General features: G+C 64.7%; 13 protein-coding genes and 1 pseudogene. 5 read left to right on the plus strand and 9 right to left on the minus strand.

All coding sequences use genetic code 11. The features are described 5' to 3' along the window. The first annotated feature begins 206 nt into the window (after positions 1-206). Positions 207-1,598: an aminobacteriohopanetriol synthase HpnO gene (hpnO, locus tag IC66_RS0112095; RefSeq protein WP_018315705.1), complete on the plus strand. Its 1,392-nt coding sequence runs from the start codon at positions 207-209 to the stop codon at positions 1,596-1,598. Between the two features lie 155 nt (positions 1,599-1,753). Here hpnO and IC66_RS0112100 read toward each other — a convergent pair whose 3' ends face one another. The 6 genes and pseudogenes from IC66_RS0112100 to IC66_RS0112125 form a co-directional block, all read right to left on the minus strand. Beyond that, complete coding sequence (locus IC66_RS0112100; protein WP_028143206.1) at positions 1,754-2,518, minus strand: anti-sigma factor family protein; 765 nt, start codon at positions 2,516-2,518, stop codon at positions 1,754-1,756. Next, positions 2,515-3,066 (minus strand): sigma-70 family RNA polymerase sigma factor, encoded by a 552-nt coding sequence (locus IC66_RS0112105; RefSeq protein WP_028143205.1) that lies wholly within the window; start codon positions 3,064-3,066, stop codon positions 2,515-2,517. Before IC66_RS0112105 ends, IC66_RS0112100 begins: the two co-directional genes overlap by 4 nt. Before the next feature lie 103 nt (positions 3,067-3,169). After that, positions 3,170-3,505 (minus strand): cupredoxin domain-containing protein, encoded by a 336-nt coding sequence (locus tag IC66_RS0112110; RefSeq protein WP_028143204.1) that lies wholly within the window; start codon positions 3,503-3,505, stop codon positions 3,170-3,172. 14 nt (positions 3,506-3,519) lie between these two features. Further along, positions 3,520-4,463: pseudogene (locus IC66_RS0112115) on the minus strand (metallophosphoesterase family protein). Between the two features lie 236 nt (positions 4,464-4,699). Then, positions 4,700-5,581 (minus strand): alpha/beta fold hydrolase, encoded by an 882-nt coding sequence (locus IC66_RS0112120; protein ID WP_038947795.1) that lies wholly within the window; start codon positions 5,579-5,581, stop codon positions 4,700-4,702. Positions 5,582-5,593: 12 nt separating this feature from the next. Continuing rightward, positions 5,594-7,213, minus strand: a complete 1,620-nt coding sequence (locus IC66_RS0112125) for a GMC family oxidoreductase (RefSeq protein WP_038947796.1) — start codon at positions 7,211-7,213, stop codon at positions 5,594-5,596. Between the two features lie 214 nt (positions 7,214-7,427). On the opposite strand from IC66_RS0112125, the gene IC66_RS0112130 reads away from it, so the two are divergent. Next, on the plus strand, positions 7,428-8,597 hold the full coding sequence (locus tag IC66_RS0112130) for a M20 aminoacylase family protein (protein ID WP_028143200.1): 1,170 nt from the start codon (positions 7,428-7,430) through the stop codon (positions 8,595-8,597). A 149-nt stretch (positions 8,598-8,746) separates the two neighbouring features. On the opposite strand, the gene IC66_RS0112135 is transcribed toward IC66_RS0112130, so the two are convergent. From IC66_RS0112135 to IC66_RS0112145, 3 genes are all read right to left on the minus strand, one after another. Beyond that, positions 8,747-10,375, minus strand: coding sequence for an inorganic phosphate transporter (locus IC66_RS0112135; RefSeq protein ID WP_028143199.1), 1,629 nt, complete (start codon positions 10,373-10,375; stop codon positions 8,747-8,749). Between the two features lie 98 nt (positions 10,376-10,473). Next, the gene (locus IC66_RS0112140) at positions 10,474-11,916 is read right to left on the minus strand and encodes a UdgX family uracil-DNA binding protein (RefSeq protein WP_038947797.1); all 1,443 of its coding nucleotides are present in this window, start codon (positions 11,914-11,916) and stop codon (positions 10,474-10,476) included. Further along, positions 11,916-13,151, minus strand: coding sequence for a putative DNA modification/repair radical SAM protein (locus tag IC66_RS0112145; RefSeq protein ID WP_038947798.1), 1,236 nt, complete (start codon positions 13,149-13,151; stop codon positions 11,916-11,918). The genes IC66_RS0112140 and IC66_RS0112145 overlap by 1 nt, the downstream gene beginning before the upstream one ends. Before the next feature lie 163 nt (positions 13,152-13,314). Between IC66_RS0112145 and IC66_RS0112150 the strand changes: the two genes are divergently transcribed. The 3 genes from IC66_RS0112150 to IC66_RS0112160 form a co-directional block, all read left to right on the plus strand. Continuing rightward, on the plus strand, positions 13,315-14,103 hold the full coding sequence (locus IC66_RS0112150; RefSeq protein WP_038947799.1) for an ImuA family protein: 789 nt from the start codon (positions 13,315-13,317) through the stop codon (positions 14,101-14,103). Further along, entirely contained in the window at positions 14,000-15,595 is a 1,596-nt protein-coding gene (locus IC66_RS0112155) for a Y-family DNA polymerase (protein WP_049806514.1), read from the plus strand. The genes IC66_RS0112150 and IC66_RS0112155 overlap by 104 nt, the downstream gene beginning before the upstream one ends. Then, the coding region (locus tag IC66_RS0112160) for an error-prone DNA polymerase (RefSeq protein ID WP_038947801.1) at positions 15,592-18,332 on the plus strand (2,741 nt) is incomplete at its 3' end. The genes IC66_RS0112155 and IC66_RS0112160, both read left to right, overlap by 4 nt.

Raw genomic sequence — 18,332 nt, forward strand, 5'->3', positions numbered from 1 at the left:
AGCGCCGGGGTCAGGCAGGTGTAACCGCCAGCCAGTATTAGTCCGGTGTAAAGGGCTAAACGCATGATAGTTCCTTGGCAGTGCAACATGGGCTAAAGCTGTGCTTGCGAAGATGGTCCGAAAAAGGGCAAAAGGCCGCACAGACCGTTTTCAGTAACGGTCCCTTTTCAGTTGACGAGACGGCCCTCAACCGAAGTATGTAACGGATGCACAGCCCAAATCCAGACATGTCTGAGCTTTTCGCGGACCGTCAGGCCCAGCGCAGCACCCTGCATAATCGGTATCTGAACGAGCAGTTCGTTCGGGTCCTCAAGACCATCGGCTACGATGTCGGCTTCCAGAAGGGGCAGGGGCAGTATCTGTACGATCGCGACGGCGCGCGATATCTCGACTTGCTGTCCGGCTTTGGCGTGTTCGCGATCGGGCGCAATCACCCGGTCATGCGCGACGCGCTCAAGAGCGTGCTCGATGCCGACCTGCCCAACCTCGTCCAGTTCGACGTCTCCGTGCTCGCCGGCGTGCTCGCCGAGCGGCTGCTGAAATATGTCCCCTATCTGGACAAGGCGTTCTTCGCCAATTCCGGCGCCGAATGCGTCGAAGCTGCGATCAAGTTCGCGCGCGGCGCCACCGGCCGCCCGGGCATCGTCTACTGCGCCCACGGCTATCATGGCCTGACCTATGGCGCGCTGTCGCTGACGGGCGATTCGAATTTCCGCACCGGCTTCGAGCCGCTGCTGCCCGGCTGCACCTCGATCCCGTTCAACGATCTGGCCGCGCTGGAAAAGGCACTGGCCTCGCGTGAGGTCGCAGCCTTCGTGGTCGAGCCGATCCAGGGCAAGGGCGTCAACATGCCCACCGACGAGTTCCTGCCGGGCGCGGCCGCACTATGCAAGAAATACGGCACGCTGTTCGTCGCCGACGAAATCCAGACCGGCATGGGCCGTACCGGCCGTTTCCTCGCGGTCGAGCACTGGAACGTCGAGCCCGACATGGTGCTGCTGTCGAAGTCGCTGTCGGGTGGCCACGTGCCGGTTGGCGCGGTGCTGACGCGCAAGGCCATCTTCGACAAGATCTTCAACCAGATGGACCGCGCGGTGGTGCACGGCTCCACCTTCTCCAAGAACGACCTCGCGATGGCCGCGGGCATCGCCACGCTGGACGTGATGGAATCCGAGAAGCTGATCGAGTCTGCCGCCAAGCGCGGCGCCGAGCTGCGCCTCGCACTGACGCGCATGGTGCCCGGCTATGAGCTGATGAAGGAAGTGCGCGGCAAGGGTCTGATGATCGGCGTCGAGTTCGGCCCGCCGAAATCGCTGCGGCTGCGCGCCTCCTGGAACGTGCTGGAGACCGCCAACAAGGGCCTGTTCTGCCAGCTCATCACCGTGCCGCTGTTCAAGGATCACAAGATCCTGACCCAGGTCGCCGGTCACGGCAGCCACACCATCAAGCTGCTGCCGCCTCTCACCATCACCGAGGAAGACTGCAGCTGGATCGAGAAGGCGTTCGACGACGTCATCGCCGGCAGCCACAAGGTCCCCGGCGCGATCTGGTCGCTCGGCAAAACGCTGGTGGACAACGCGGTGCGACGGTCGGCCTGACTTCGGCCGAGCCATTTCGACAATCGTCATTGCGAGCGAAGCGAAGCAATCCAGACTGTCTCTGCGAAGGCAACCTGGGGATTGCTTCGTCGCTCCAGCGCAAAATTGCTTCGCAATTTTGTCGCGAGCTCCTCGCAATGACGGTGTAGCAAGATCTACCCCTCCACATTCGACTTCATCGCCGCCTCGAACTTGTCGACGAACTCGGCGAGCTCGTCGGCGCCGATGTCGCTGACGGCCCAGAAGTTCAGGCCGCGCTCGCCCCAGCGGCGGCAATTGAAGCCCTGCATGGTCTGGGTCTTCGGCGGCTGGTGCTCGGTGCTCGATGTCTGTGCCACGAACAGGTTGATCACGTGCTGGCGACGCTTGTAGACGACGGCGCCGATGGCGCGGGCGTCGATATAGTCGAGCCGGCCTCCGACCAGCCTAAAACCCTGCGCGGTGAGGTCGATCACGGGCGGGGCGACGTCGAGCTTGCCGTTGAACCACGGCTTGACGGTGTGCTGGTCGGTCGAGACCACGTCGGTGAGGTGGCCGGCCTGCAGCGAGCGCAGATGCGCGGAGACGACCTCCGAGAGGATGCGCTGCTGGTCGTCCTGGCGCAGCACGATGGCGACGATTCCGGTTGCCGCGAGCGCGGAGACCGCCGAGCCCATCGCAAAGCCGCGCAGCACGGAGCGGCGGCTCGGCTGGGGCTGCGGCTTCGGCAGCGAGGCCTCGATCTTGTTGCGCAGGCTGGTGGGCGCGACGTAGCGCAAATTGGTGTCGGCAAGCACGCGCTGCATTTCGCGCTGTGCGGCCAATTCCGCAGCGCACCCGGGGCAGCCCGCGATATGGGCTTCGACCTCGCGCGCATGGCCGGCGTCGAGCTCGCCGTCCAGCAGCGCGTGAAGCATGATCCTTGCTTCGTCGCAGGTCATTTCGCTTGCTCCTCTTCCGCCGTCCAGGCCGCGCGCAGCAGGGCACGGGCGCGAGCGAGGCGGGACATCACGGTGCCGATGGGCGCGCCGACGGCTTCTGCGATTTCACGATAGGACAGGTTGTTGATCTCGCGCAGCACGAAGGTTTCCTTGAACGGTTCGGCGAGCGCCTCGATCAGCTTGCGGATGGCGCCGGCATCGCGGCTGCGCAGCACTTCGGTCTCCGGGCTCGCCTCGCTCTCCTGCCAGATCGGCGTCTGCTCGGCGGCGCCGGGCGTATCCTCGAACGCGCTGGGCCTGTGCGCACGACGGGCGTATTCTGCGTTGCAGACGTTGCGCAGGATCGCGAACAGCCATGGCTTCATCGCCGGCCCGCGATAGCTGTCGAAGTGCTTCAGCGCGCGCAGATAGCACTCCTGCACCGCATCTTCCGCATCGGAGGCGTCGCGCAGCAGATAGCGCGCGAGCGTGTAGACGTCGTCGAGATGGGGCAGCGCCGCTTCGCGAAAACGCCGGGCCTTGTCTGGATCGTCGCTTGTCGGTGGCATCGCCGCTCGCTTTGCCGTTTCGCCTGATGTCGCCGGGGACGCAGGAGCCCGGCCGGCGTGGGACCACCGGCCGGGCAAGGCGTTGATGCCTTGGTTGGAGACGTTACTCAACCTTGATCATCCCCGTCATGTGCGGGTGCAGCGAACAAAAATATTTGTAGTCGCCCGCGTTGATGAAGGTGAACGAGAACTTGTCGTCGGTGTCCAGGGTCTTGGACCTGAACTTGCCGACCGACACGATGGTGTGCGGAATGTCGTCCCGGTTGGTCCAGGTCACGGTGGTGCCGGTCTTGATCTTGAGCTCGGCCGGCTGGAACACGAAATTGTCGATATGAATGTCCATGTCGTCGGCACGGGCCTTTGTTGCGGGCAGCAGGATGGCCGCGGCCAGAGCAAGTCCGAGATCGACGCCGAAGTCGCGGCGGTTGAGTGTCTTCATTGTCAGCTTCCACCCTAGCCCTGGAGCGGCGTGTCGATGATCGCGAGCCGCTGCTCGTTCTGCTTGAAGTTGATGCTGGCAACGCCGAGCATGGAGCGCAGTTTTGTGTCCTCAACCTTCATGGTCCGGGCGAGGGGGCAGCTCCCGGCGCTGGCTGCGGGAAAGCAGTCGAGCGCGCGGTGTGGAAGGTGACGTTACCCTCGACCTTCTGCATCACCTGGTGGATGTGGCCGTTCAGCACGGTGACCGAGCCGAAGCCTTTCACCTGTTCCAGCGCGCGGCCGCCGTCTTCGGTGCCCCAGCCCCATTCCGGATAGACGGTCCAGAGCGGGATGTGCGCGAACAGCACGATCGGTGTCGATTTCGACTTGCCGCGCAGATCGTCCTGGAGCCAGGCGAGCTGCTCGGCGCCGAGATTGCCAAGACCCCCGGCCTTGAGGTCGACGACGTTGACGAGGCCGATGAAGTGCACGCCGCCGGCGTCGAACGAGTACCAACCCTGGCCCTTGGTGCCGCGCCCGTAACGCTCGCGATAAAATTTCACCTCCTCGTCGAGGAAGTCGTGTTCGCCCGGTACGTAGTGCACGTCGAGCTTGCTCTGCGAGATGATGCGCTCGGCATTGTCGAATTCGGCGGCCTTGGACAGATGGGTGATGTCGCCAGTGTGGATCATGAAGGACGGTTTGGCCGGCATCGCGTTGATCTTGCCCACAGCCTCCTCCAGCGTGCCGAGTGCGTTGGGATTGGCCGGCTTGTCGAAGCCGACATGGCTGTCGCTGATCTGGAGGAAGCTCATGCCGGGCACGGCCGCGGTCGCGGCCTGCGCGGAATCGATGATGCCGAGCGAGCGCGGCACGCCGCCGGTGACCGTCCAGAGCACCCCGGTGCCGGCCCAGGTCATGCATTCCAGCACCTTGCGGCGGCTGACGCCGTCGTCGCCGTGATCATGTCCGCTCATCGCGCATCTCCGCTTGCCCGGAATTGGGCGTCGGAGAGGTGATTGGGGGAGGAGGGGACTTATTCGCGGGAGGTGATGACGATTTCGTGAGGGCGGCTCGTGTCCCGGACGCAACGCAGCACCTCTTGGTGATGCGTTGCAGAGCCGGGACCCGGAAGGCCTCACGTTACGCGGTGAGATGGGCCCCGGCTCAGCGGCGCACCACTGCGTGGCGCGCCGCGTCCGGGGCACGAGACCTACTTCGCGAATTCTCGCACAGCCTCCACCACGGCCGTGGGCGCTTCCTGCGCCACACAATGCCCGGCGTCCTCGAACACCATCGTGCTGACCTGCGGAATCAGCGACACCGCGCGCCGCGCCATCTCCCAATAGATCGGCCCCGACTTCGCAGCGGTCGTGACGCGCACGGGACAGTCGATCTCGGCGAGCAACCCAAACGGATTACCGCGGGCATCGCCAACGTAAACCTGCGCCATCGCTTCGTAGATCGGGCGCAGGATCGCCGCCTCGGTCTCCGGTGTACAGCAGAGCCGCACCCGGCCATTCTCCAGCGGCACGAAGCCGTGGCGCACATAGGCTCGAAGCGAGGTCACGGTCCAATCTGCAAACGCTGGCGCGGTGCGATAGCGTTCGAAGACGGCATCGGCACTGTCGAACTCGGCGCGTCGACGTAGCGTGCCCTCTACTCGCGATAAGGATTCCTCGTCCAACCCTCCGGCGCGCGCCGCGCGCGGGTCCATGATGGTCGGCTCCATCACGAACAGGCGTGTGAAGCGTCCGGGCAAGAGTTTTGCCGCGAGCAGGAGATCGGTCGCGCCCGCACTGTGGCCGATGCCGTAGACGTCTCGCAGGCCGATCGCATCGACCACCCGGCAAACATCCTCCGCATAGTCCAGGAAATGATAGGCGCCGGGCTTGTGGCTGGCGCCGTGGCCGCGGCGGTCGAGTGCATAGACGGTGTAGGTCGATGCAAGCTCGCGCGCGACTTCGTCCCAGACGTCGGCGACGAAGCCAGTGCCATGAACGAGCAGGGCAGGTGGCTTGCCGCTCTCGCCCCATTGCAGCATGGCGATCTCTGCGGCGGCCGGGCCGATTGAAAAGCGGTGGGGATTGATCATGGCGACAGGATGCTACTTCGCATCCTCCAAGATCATCGCCGCGCCTTTCTCGGCGATCATCGCCGTCGGCGTGTTGGTGTTGCCCGACGTGATGGTCGGCATGATCGAGGCGTCGACAATGCGCAAGCCGCTGAGGCCATAGAAGCGCAGCCGCTCGTCGACCACGGCCATCGGATCGCTCACGGCGCCCATCTTCGCCGTGCCGACGGGGTGGAAGATGGTGGTGCCGATATCGCCGGCAGCCTTTGCGAGCGAGGCGTCGTCATCGCCGACGGAGGGACCCGGCAGATATTCGCTCGGGCGATATCGTGCCAGCGCCTTCTGCTGCATCAGGCGGCGCGTGGTGCGGATGGCGTCGGCGCCGACCTGGCGGTCGTCGTCGGTCGACAGATAATTCGGCGCGATGATCGGCTTCTCGTCAGGGCTCGCCGAACGCAGCCGCACGGTGCCGCGCGAGGTCGGCTGCAGATTGCAGGCGCTGACCGTGATGGCGGGGAAACGGTGCAGGGGATCACCGAACTTGTCGAGCGACAGCGGTTGCACGTGGAACTGGATGTTGGCGCGTGCGCGTGTCGCATCGGAGCGCGTGAAGATGCCGAGCTGCGACGGCGCCATGGTCAGGGGACCGCGGCGGCGGAAGGCGTAGTCGAGCCCCATCAGGCCGCGGCGGAACAGATTGTAATAGGTCTCGTTCAGCGTGCGCACGCCCTCGACCTTGTAGATCGCACGCTGCTGGAGGTGGTCCTGCAGATTGCGCCCCACACCGGGCTTGTCCATGACGATGTCGATGCCGAGCGGCGACAGCCAGCCGGCGGGGCCGATACCGGAGCGATGCAGCACCTGCACCGAGCCGATCGAGCCGGCCGACAGGATCACTTCGCGTTTCGCACGCGCTTCGATCATCTCGCCGTTCTGGATGAAGCGCACGCCGACGGCGCGGCCCCGCTCGATGATGACGCGGTCGACCAGCACATGCTTCTCGAGCCGCAGGTTCGGGCGCCTCAAGGCGGGCTTGAGGAAGCCGCGTGCCGACGACCAGCGCCGGCCGCGCTTCTGGTTGACGTGGAAATAGCTGGTGCCTTCATTGTCGCCGGTGTTGAAATCCGGGATGCGCTTGATGCCCATCTCCTCGGCGGCATCGCCGACGGCATCGAGAACGTCCCATGACAGCCGCGGCGCCTCGATGCGCCAGCCGCCCCCGGCGCCGTGATGCTCGCTGGCGCCGAGGAAGTGATCCTCGAGCTTCTTGAACAGCGGCAGCACGTCGTCATAGCCCCAGCCGGTCATGCCGAGTTGCCGCCAGTGATCATAATCGGCGGCCTGGCCGCGCATCGAGATCATGGCATTGATCGCCGAGCAGCCGCCGATCACCTTGCCGCGGGGATAGGCGAGCGAGCGGCCGTTCAGGCCGGGCTCGGCCTCGGTCTTGAACATCCAGTCCGAGCGCGGATTGCCGATCGCAAAGAGATAGCCGACCGGGATGTGGAACCAGATCCAGTTGTCGTCGCCGCCAGCTTCGAGGACGAGGACGCGATTGCCGGGATCCGCCGACAGCCGATTGGCGACGATGCAGCCCGCCGTACCTGCCCCGACGACAATGTAGTCAAATTCACCTTCGAGCCGTCTCGGCATTCTGCTTCCACCCAACCAGCGCGTCATGTCCGGGCTTGTCCCGGGCATCCACGCGCTTTCTATCCTAATAGTCAGACGTGGATGGCCAAGACAAGCTGGCGCCAAGCCCGGCCATGACGAGAGGACAGGGGTTACCCTCGGCCCGCGGCAGTTGGGTGGACTGGCGCTTGCATGGTAGACAGTCCTGCATTTTCAACAAAGCTCGAGACCCTCCATGCCCATCGTGAACCGCGTCGCCGACCTTCAACCCGATATTCAGGCCTGGCGCCGGGACATCCACGAGCATCCCGAGCTGCTGTACGATGTTCATCGCACTGCAGCATTCGTTGCGGACCGGCTGCGTGAGTTCGGCTGCGACGAGGTCGTGACCGGGCTCGGCCAGACCGGCGTGGTCGGCGTGATCAAGGGCAGCAAGCCGGCCGGCGAGGGGCTGAAGACGATCGGCCTGCGCGCCGACATGGATGCGCTGCCCGTCGAGGAGCAGACCAACCTGCCTTACGCCTCCAAGACCCCGGGCAAGATGCACGCCTGCGGCCATGACGGCCACACCGCGATGCTGCTGGGGGCCGCCCGCTACCTCGCCGAAACCCGCAATTTCGCCGGCGATGCGGTCGTGATCTTCCAGCCCGCCGAGGAGGGCGGCGCCGGCGGCGCAGCCATGGTCAAGGACGGCCTGATGGAGCGCTTCGGCATCGAGCAGGTCTACGGCATGCACAATGGCCCCGGTATTCCGATCGGCTCGTTCGCGATCCGGCCGGGCCCGATCATGGCGGCGACCGACGAGGTCGACATCATGATCGAGGGCCTCGGCGGTCATGCTGCGCGTCCGCACAAATGCGTGGATTCCGTCCTGGTCGGTGCGCAGGTGATTACCGCGCTGCAGTCGATCGTCGCGCGCAGCGTCGATCCGCTGGAATCGGCCGTGATCTCGATTTGCGAATTCCACGCCGGCAACGCCCGCAACGTCATTCCGCAGACCGCGACACTGAAGGGCACCATCCGCACGCTCTCGCCCGAGGTGCGCAAGCTGGTCGAGAAGCGCGTGCATGAGGTGGTGGCGGGCGTCGCGCAGATCACCGGCGCCAAGATCGACCTGCGCTACCAGCGCAATTACCCTGTGGTGAACAACCACGCCGCGGAGACCGAGGTGGCGCGACGCATTGCAAAGCAGGTTGCCGGCGATGCCAATGTGCACGAGATGCCGCCGCTGATGGGCGGCGAGGATTTCGCCTATATGCTGGAAGCACGCCCCGGCGCCTTCATCTTCTGCGGCAACGGCGACAGCGCCGGCCTGCATCACCCTGCCTACAATTTCAACGACGAGGCGATCGTGTTCGGCACGTCCTACTGGGTCAAGCTGGTCGAGGAATCGCTGGCGGCGTGACTACCGACGTCATCCCGGGGCGCCTCGCAGAGGTGAACCCGGGATCTCGAGATTCCGGGTTCGGTCCTGCGGACCGCCCCGGAATGACAACCTGGAATGCAAATGGCCGGGACAAGCCCGGCCATTCGCGTTGATGAGTGTCGTTCTTCTCAGAACATCCGCGAGAAGATCACGTAGAGCGTGGCCGACAGCATGATCGCGCAGGGCAGCGTCAGCACCCAGGCCATCAGCAAATTGCGGATGGTCGCCATTTGCAAGCCCGAGCCGTTGGCCGCCATGGTGCCGGCGACGCCCGACGACAGCACATGCGTGGTCGAAACCGGCAGGCCGAACACGTCGGCGGCGCCGATCGTAGCGGCGGCCACCAGCTCGGCCGAGGCGCCTTGTGCGTAGGTCAAATGGCTCTTGCCGATCTTCTCGCCGACCGTGATCACGATGCGCTTCCAGCCGATCATGGTGCCGAGGCCGAGCGCGATGGCGACGGCGACCTTCACCCAGGTCGGGATGAACTTCGTGGCGCTGTCGAGCCCGCCCTTGTAGGCGTTCAAGGTCGCGACCTCTTCCTTGTTGAGGTCGTTTTCCTTGTCCTTCATCAGGAAGCGAATCGCTTCCGAGGTCAGGTACATGTCGTTACGGGTGTTGCCGACCACTTCCGCCGGCACCTTGTTGAGCGAGCCGTATTTCGCGACCTGGTCGCCGACATCCTTCACCAGCACCGACAGCGAGGGGTAGGTGCCTTCGCTGATGTGGTGCGAGGTGATGTACTGGGTCACCGCAGGACGGGGATCGCCGATGATCGAGTGACCGGCACCCTTGGCCGCGATCACCTTGGAGGCGGCATCCGAGACCTTCTGGAACTGGGCGACCTGGGATTCCGGCAGTGCGCGGTTGAGCGCGTAGGCGGTCGGCACGGTACCGATCAGGATCAGCATGATCAGGCCCATGCCCTTCTGGCCGTCGTTCGAACCGTGCGCGAAGCTGACGCCGGTGCAGGTCGCGATCAGCAGGCCGCGGATCCAGAGCGGCGGCGCCTTGTTGCCTTCGGGCGCAGCATACAGGGCCGGGTTGCGCACGATGAACTTGAGCAGCAGCAGCAGCGTCGCGGCGCAGATGAAGCCGAACAGCGGCGACAGCAGCAGCGCGTAGCCGATCTCGGTCGCCTTGGTCCAGTCCACGCCCGAGGTGCCGTCGCGGCCGCGCATGACGGCGTTGGCGACGCCGACGCCGATGATCGAGCCGATCAGCGTGTGCGAGGAGGAGGCGGGCAGGCCGAAGAACCAGGTGCCGAGATTCCACAGGATCGCGGCGATCAGCAGCGCGAACACCATCGCGAAGCCGGCGCTGGAGCCGACCTGCAGGATCAGCTCGACCGGCAGCAGCGAGACGATGCCGAAGGCGACCGCGCCGGAGGACATGAGCACGCCGAGGAAGTTGAAGAAGCCCGACCACATCACCGCGACTTCGGCCGGCAGCGAATGGGTGTAGATCACGGTCGCCACCGCATTGGCGGTGTCGTGGAAGCCGTTGACGAATTCGAAGCCGAGCGCGATCAGGAGCGCGACGAACAACAGGATGTAGGGCAGGTAGCTCGTCACGCGTGCGCCGGTCGCGTTGACGTCGACATAGATGCTGTAGGCGACGAACAGCAGCCCCGCGGCGAGGATGCCGAAGAACAGGATCATCGTCAGCGGATTGAAGCCCTTGTCGAGATTTGGCCGCGAGGCCGGCTGGATCGGCGCGGGATCGGCTACCGCGCGGTCGAATGCAACATCGGTCATGTCTGGACGCCCCTTAACTTTGAAGTAAGGGTATTGTCCGCGATGGATTTGAAGGCTGGATGACAAGCGGCGGTTGAAAACCGTTTTCCTGCCAATATTTAGGCGGCCCGCGCGGCTTTCTTCTGCAAGCCGGCCACGATCTTCAAATCGTCGACAAAGCGCTGATATTCCAGAACCTTGGCTTCCGGATCGGGCAGCCGCAGCAGATAGGACGGGTGCACCGTCACCAAAGCCTTGCGTCCGTCGGGAAGGTCGATGAGCCGGCCGCGGGTCTTGCCGATCGGAGTGATCTTGCCGAACACGCTTTGCGCGGCGGTGGCGCCCATCGCCACGATCAGATCAGGCTGGATTGCCGAAACTTCCCGTTCGAACCATTGCCGGCACGCTTTGATCTCCGGCGTATTCGGCTTCTGGTGCAGGCGGATCTTTCCGCGCGGCACGAATTTGAAGTGCTTCACTGCGTTGGTGACATAGACCTTCTTGCGGTCGACACCGGCCTCCTCCAGCGCACGGTCGAGCATCTGGCCGGCCGGGCCGACGAAGGGATGGCCGGCGAGGTCTTCCTTGTCGCCGGGCTGCTCGCCGACCAGCATGATGTTGGCGGATCTCGGGCCCTCGCCGAACACGGTCTGGGTCGCGTCCTTGTAGAGATGGCAGGCGCGGCAATGCGCGGCCTCCGCGCGGAGCGCTTCGAGATCGTCGGCAGCTGGCTTGCGTTTCATCGGAGCCTCCGGCCGCTTCTGAGGCTTGTGCGGATCGGTTGCGGCATTGGCGATCATGGCGCCGGTCATGCGTTCGGCGTCCTCGATCAAGGGCTTAATGATCGAGGCCTCGGGCAGGTTCCTCCAATATTTCTTCGGCATCTCGGCCTGCATCGCCTTCACCTTGAGCCGGGCCGGATTGAAGATGCTGGCGTAATAGCGCCGCCAGGTCTCCTCCAGCCGGTCTTCGCGCGGTGCTTCGCTCTTGCTGACGCCCGGCGTGAACGCGAGCGCGTGGCCGTCCCAATGTGCGCAGAGGTCAGGCGTCAGGATCGACCAGGGCATGTCGGCAAAGCGTTTTGCGAAGAACGGGGCGGCGAGCTCGACGATGTGATGCTCCGGCTCGAACCAGGCGACGTAATGCGCTGCGCGCTCGCGTCCGATCTCGCGGAAGCGGACGAAGGCGTGCATCTTGTGCTCGTCGCGATGGACCGCGCGAGCCATCGCCGTGACCTGCGCGACGTCAGGGTCGGTCGCGACCTCGATGAGATCGTGGTTGTCCTTCAGCCGCCAGAGCAGGCGATAGAGGATCGCAAAGCGCTGGATATCGCGGTGCAGGATTGCGGCCTGGGCTAGCTCGACGAATTTGCCTGATACGTTGAAGGTGCCTTCGTTCGCCTCGAGGATCGGAGACGGCGCTTGCGGCGCGAACAACTCCGCCTCGCCGCCCTGCACGGTCCAGGTGACATCGGTGGGCTGCACGTGATGAAGCACGAGGCTGCGCGCGGCTTTGCGCCAGCCGTCGAAATCGGTTTCGGTGTCGAGGGTGATGTACTGCATCAGAAGCCAAATCCCAGTTGCGTTGCTTTCGGCTTGAACCGCTCGATCAGCCCGGCCGCATCAAGACGGTGCGGCGAGGGCCGGTGATCGCTGAGGACGATGAACGGCAGCGCCTTGTTGCGGGGCACGTGCAGGCGGGCGAGATCGGCGAGGCGGATCGTGGTGGTGCGCCGTGTTGCAATGATGCGCTCGACCGCCTTGGTGCCGAAGCCCGGCACGCGCAGCAGCTCCTCGCGGCTGGCGCGGTTGACGTCGAGCGGGAAGCGGTCGCGATGACGCAGCGCCCAGGCCAGCTTCGGATCGATGTCGAGCGGCAGCATCGCGCTGTCGTCGACGATCTCCGCAACGTCGAAACCGTAGAACCGCATCAGCCAGTCGGCCTGGTAGAGCCGGTGCTCGCGCAGCAGCGGCGGCTGCACCAGAGGCAAGGCGCGGCTGGCGTCGGGGATCGGGCTGAAGGCGGAGTAGTAGACGCGCCGCAGACGGTAGGCGCCGTAGAGATTGGCGCTGGTGTGGAGAATGGTGTGGTCGGAGGCTGCATCAGCACCGACGATCATCTGCGTGCTTTGGCCCGCCGGCGCGAAGCGCTGCGGCTTTGCCTTGGTCTTCGCGCTGCGGCCTTCCTCGGCCTCGTCCAGCTTCAGCCGCAGCCGGCCCATGGTGCGGCGGATCGCGCGCACGTCCTTCTCCGGCGCGAATTGCTGCAGGCTCGTTTCCTCGGGCATCTCGATGTTGATGGAGAGACGATCGGCATATTTGCCGGCTTCCGCGATCAGCGCATCGTCGGCCTCGGGAATGGTCTTGAGATGGATATAGCCGCGGAAGTGATGCTCCTCGCGCAGCTTTCGCGCGACGCTCACCACTTGCTCCATGGTGTAGTCGGGGTTGCGGATGATGCCGGAGGAGAGAAACAGGCCCTCGATGTAATTGCGCCGGTAGAAGTCGAGCGTCAGCTTGACCAATTCGTCGATGGTGAAGCGGGCGCGCGGCACGTTCGAGGAGGCGCGGTTGACGCAATAGAGGCAATCGTAATTGCAGGCGTTGGTCAGCAGCACCTTGAGCAGCGAGATGCAGCGTCCATCCGGCGCATAGGAATGGCAGATGCCCATGCCGGGTGCGGTCGACCCCATGCCCTTGCCGTCGCTGGAATCCCGCTTCTCCGTGCCGCTGGAGGCGCAGGACGCGTCGTATTTGGCGGCGTCCGCCAGGATTTCCAGCTTGCGTTGTACGTCCATCTTGGAATCCCTTTGATTCAGCTCATGAATCCGCTTGCGCGCCAATTCGATTGACTCTCTACGCGCCGTTAGCTTTATATTAGAACATATCATGAACAAATGAGCCAGCCGCTGGTTCTCTTTTTGAGAGCCATCGGCAATCACCCCTGAAGGAGCGGCGAGCATGAGCGGCGCACGGACAAGCGCGCTTGCGACCTTGCGCGGCCAGATCGAGCGCATCGAGACGGCGACGGTCGTGCATCCGCACGATCGCGTCGCGCTCGGTCACAGCGAAGCCGACAACGCGCTGAAGGGCGGGCTCGCGCGCGCGGCGATCCACGAGGTGTTTTGCACTGGGTCTCAGGGGACGGCCGCGACCGGCTTCGTCATGGGGCTTGCCGGGCGCGTCTCGGCGCAGCGGCCGCTGCTGTGGGTACGGCAGGATTTTTCAGAGATAGAGGCCGGTGCGCTGTCGATGAGCGGGCTCGCCGAGCTCGGCCTCGATCCGCGCCGCGTGGTGATGGTGCGCGCCGCCGATGTCGAGAGCGCGCTGCGTACCTCGGCCGATGCGCTCGCCTGCGATGCGCTGGGCGCCGTCGTGCTCGAGCTCTGGGGCGAAACCAGGCAGTTCGATCTCGTGGCGAGCCGCAAGCTGACGCTGGCCGCGCAAGGCTCCGGCGTCACCGGCCTGATGCTGCGGATGGCGGCGCAGCCGCTGCCTTCGACCGCGGAGACCAGGTGGATGCTGCGCGCGGCGCATTCGCCGCCGGGGTCGGTGTGGGACGCATGGGGCGCGCCGCGCTTCGATGCCGAACTCTTGCGTAATCGTCATGGCCCCTGCGGCCGGTGGATCATGGAATGGAATTGTGATGAGTGCCAGTTCAGTGAACCGTCGACGTATTCTCAGCCTGTGGCTGCCACGCCTGCCCATCGACCGGATCCAGCGGTTCTTCAACAGCTCCGGGCTGGGTAAAACCAATAATGAGCCGAGCATCGTCGTCATCAAGGACAACAATGCGCTGGTGATCCATGCGCTGGACGAGGCTGCCGAGCGTCTCGGCCTGTACGTAGGTCAGCCGCTCGCCAATGCGCGGGCGATGTGCCCGGATTTGCGCGTGTTCGATGCCGATGTCGCGGCCGATGCGAAGACGCTTAGCGACATCGCCGACTGGTGCGACCGCTTCACGCCGCTGGTCGCGCTCGATCCGCCGCACGGGCTGTTCCTCGACATCACCGGCTGTGCGCATCTGTTCGGCGGCGAGGCTGTGCTGTTGCAAGCGCTGGTTCGGGCGCTCGGCCGACAAGGCTTTGCCGTCAGCGCGGCAATCGCCGGCACCTCGGTCTGCGCGCGCACGCTGACGCGGCAGACCATGGGCACCATCGTTGCCGATGGCGGCGAGGCGGAGGCGATCAGCCGGTTTCCGGTGTCCGCGCTCGGTGCGGGTGAGGCCATCACCACCGGCCTGCGCCGCGCCGGCCTCAAGACCATCGGCGACGTCGCCACGCGCTCGCCGAGCGAGATCACGGCGCGGTTCGGAGCGCGGTTCTCCACGCTGCTGGCGCATGCGCTGGGGCAGGGCGATGCGCCGATCAATCCGCGAAAACCGCTGCCTGATTATATCGTGGAGAAGCGTTTCGCCGAGCCGATCGCGACCGACACCATGATCGCGATGACGCTGTCGCGGCTGGCGGACACGCTGATTGCCTCCATGGAGAAGCAGGGCAAGGGCGCGCGCCGGCTGGAAGCCGCGTTCTTCCGCACCGACGGCGTGGTGCGCGCGATCATGGTCGAGACCGGACGTCCGGTGACGCGAAGCGCGGTGATCGACCGGCTGTTCCGCGAGCGTCTCGATGCGCTCGCCGATCCCCTCGATCCCGGTTTTGGCTTCGACATGGTGCGCCTGTCGGCGAGCCGCACCGAGATCGTGGTGCAGGAGCAGCGCGATCTCGACGCCCATGTCCACGACAATGACGAGCTTGCCGCCCTGATCGACCGCATTGCCGCGCGCATCGGCGGAAAGCGCGTCGTCGTGCACCTGCCTGAGGATACCCATATCCCCGAATGTGCGGTGCTGGCCGCCCCGGCGCAGCATCATCTCGCCGCCGCCATGCAGGCCGAATGGCCGGCACGGACCGAAAGCGAGCCGCCGCTGCGTCCCTTAAGGCTGTTCGACAAGCCGGAGCCGATCAAGGTGCCGTTCGCGGCCGTGCCGGATGGTCCGCCGCATCAGTTCACCTGGCGCCGAGCGCTGCATGCCGTGGTGCGGGTGGAAGGACCCGAGCGTATCGCGATGGAATGGTGGCGGCAGGACGGCAAGCAGCTGACCCGGGATTACTTTCGCATCGAGGATGCCGAGGGCCTGCGCTTCTGGATTTTTCGCGACGGACTTTACGAGGGGGAGGTGTTCGACGGCGACGGCGAACCTGCTTCTCCCGGCTGGTATGTGCACGGTCTCTTCGCATGAATAGCCCCGCTTATGCCGAGATCGGCATCACCACCAATTTCTCCTTCCTGCGCGGCGGCTCGGATCCGCGCGCCTATGTGCATCAGGCGAGCAAGCTCGGCATTCCCGCGATCGGAATCGCCGACCACAACACGCTCGCCGGCGTGGTGCGGGCCTGGAATGAGCTCGACAATGACAAGGTGCTGCACAAGCCGAAACTGCTGATCGGTGCGCGCATCGTCTTCATCGACGGCACGCCCGATATTTTTGTCTACCCGCGCGACCGCGCCGCCTATGGCCGGCTGTGCCAGCTCCTGACCAAAGGCAAGCGCGGCGACGACATCACGCGGATCGAGAAGGGCGAGTGCCGTCTCACCTTCGCCGATCTCCTGGAATTCTCCGAGGGGCAGCTTTTGGTCCTGACGTTGCCGCATCGCTTCGAGCCGGCGCAGGCGCTGGATGTGCTTGCAAAGCTGAGGGCGAGCCGCGCCGAGGGCGTGTGGCTGGCAGCGAGCCTGATCTATCGCGGCGACGACCGGCGCCGCCTGGCACGGCTCGATGACCTCGCGGCCAAAGCAAAAGTGCCGCTGCTCGCGACCAACGAAGTGCTCTATCACGATCCCGGCCGCCGTCCGCTTCAGGATGTGCTGACCTGCATTCGGGAAAAGACCACGATCGAGGCTGTGGGGCGTAAGCTGGAAGCCAATGCCGAGCGGTTCTTGAAGACGCCGCGAGAGATGGCGCGGCTGTTCCGCGATGTCCCCGAGGCGATCGCGGAGACCATGCGTTTTGCGGGGAAGATCGACTTCTCGCTCGACCAGCTCAAATACCAGTATCCGGATGAGCCGGTGCCGCCGGGCAAGACCGCGCAAGGACATCTGGAGGATTTGACCTGGGCGGGCGTCGATAAATACTTTGGCGGCATCGAGAACATTGACGACAAGCTGCGCGCGACGTTGAACAAAGAACTCGCGCTGATCGCCGAGCTGAAATACGCGCATTATTTCCTCACCGTGCACGACATCGTGCATTACGCGCGCAGCCAGAGCATCCTGTGCCAGGGGCGGGGGTCGGCAGCGAACTCGGCCGTGTGCTACGTGCTCGGCATCACCTCGGTCGATCCGACCAAGGTCGATCTGTTGTTCGAGCGCTTCATCTCCAAGGAGCGGCTGGAGCCGCCTGACATCGACGTCGATTTCGAGCATTCCCGGCGCGAGGAGGTGATGCAATATGTCTATCGCCGCTACGGCCGCCATCGTGCCGCGATCATCGCAACGGTCATCCACTATCGCCCGCGCAGCGCCATCCGCGACGTCGGCAAGGCGCTGGGCCTGACCGAGGACGTCACCGCCGCGCTCGCCGACACCGTCTGGGGCAGTTGGGGCAAGGGCCTCAACGACATGCAGGTCAGGCAGGCCGGGCTCGATCCGCAAAATCCCATGATCAACCTTGCGGTCGAGCTTGCAACCGAGCTGATCGAATTCCCCCGCCATCTCTCCCAGCATGTCGGCGGTTATGTGCTGACGCAGGACCGGCTCGACACCTATGTCCCCATCGGCAACGCGGCGATGGACGACCGCACCTTCATCGAGTGGGACAAGGACGACGTCGACGCGCTCAACATGATGAAGGTCGACGTGCTCGCGCTGGGCATGCTGACCTGCATCCGGAAATGTTTTGATCTGATCGCAGACCACAAAGGCGAGCGTTTTGTGCTGGCGAGCGTTCCACAGGACGATCCCAAGGTTTACGACATGCTGTGTGATGGGGAATCGCTCGGCGTGTTCCAGGTCGAGAGCCGCGCCCAGATGAACATGCTGCCGCGCCTGAAGCCGCGGACCTTCTACGACCTCGTCATCGAAGTCGCGATCGTGCGGCCGGGTCCGATCCAGGGCGACATGGTGCATCCGTATTTGCGTCGGCGGAACGGCCTGGAGAAGGTGACCTATCCCTCGCCATCGCCCGAGCATGGTCCTGCGGACGAACTCTACAAGGTGCTGCACAAGACGAAGGGCGTGCCTCTGTTCCAGGAGCAGGCCATGCGCATCGCGATCGAGGCGGCAAAATTCACGTCCGAGGAAGCCAACGGCCTGCGCCGCTCGATGGCGACCTTCCGCAATGTCGGCACCATTGGCCAATACGAGGAGAAGCTGATCGGCAACATGGTCGCGCGCGGTTACGATGCCAATTTTGCCAGAAGCTGCTTTGACCAGATCAAGGGCTTCGGCTCCTACGGTTTCCCGGAGAGCCACGCCGCGAGCTTCGCCCAGCTCGTCTACATCTCGTCATGGCTGAAATATCATCACCCCGACGCTTTCTGCTGTGGCCTCCTGAACTCGCAGCCGATGGGCTTTTATGCGCCCGCACAGATCGTCAGCGACGCCCGCAAGAACGGCGTCGAGGTGCGCGACATCGACGTGTCCTGTAGTTTTGCGCAGAACACGCTGGAGAATACTGACGGCAGGTATTGTGCCGTCCGCCTTGGCTTTCGCCAGATCGACGGCTTCCACTGGCTCGATCCCGATGAGGAGGCCCTCAAGAAGGAGCAGGCGAAGCGGCAAGGCAAGGTCTATGTCACTCAGGAAGACTGGGGCGACCGCATCATCGCCGCCCGCAACCGCCGCCCCTTTACCTCGCTGGAGGATTTCGCCCGCGACACCGGCCTGCCCAAGCGCGCGCTGATCCTGCTGGCCGATGCCGACGCGTTTCGCTCGCTCGGGCTCGACCGCCGCGAGGCGCTGTGGCAGGGGGGGGGGGG

The sequence above is a fragment of the Bradyrhizobium genomosp. III genome, assembly GCF_000261705.1.
GTDB classification, from domain to species: domain Bacteria; phylum Pseudomonadota; class Alphaproteobacteria; order Rhizobiales; family Xanthobacteraceae; genus Bradyrhizobium; species Bradyrhizobium ottawaense.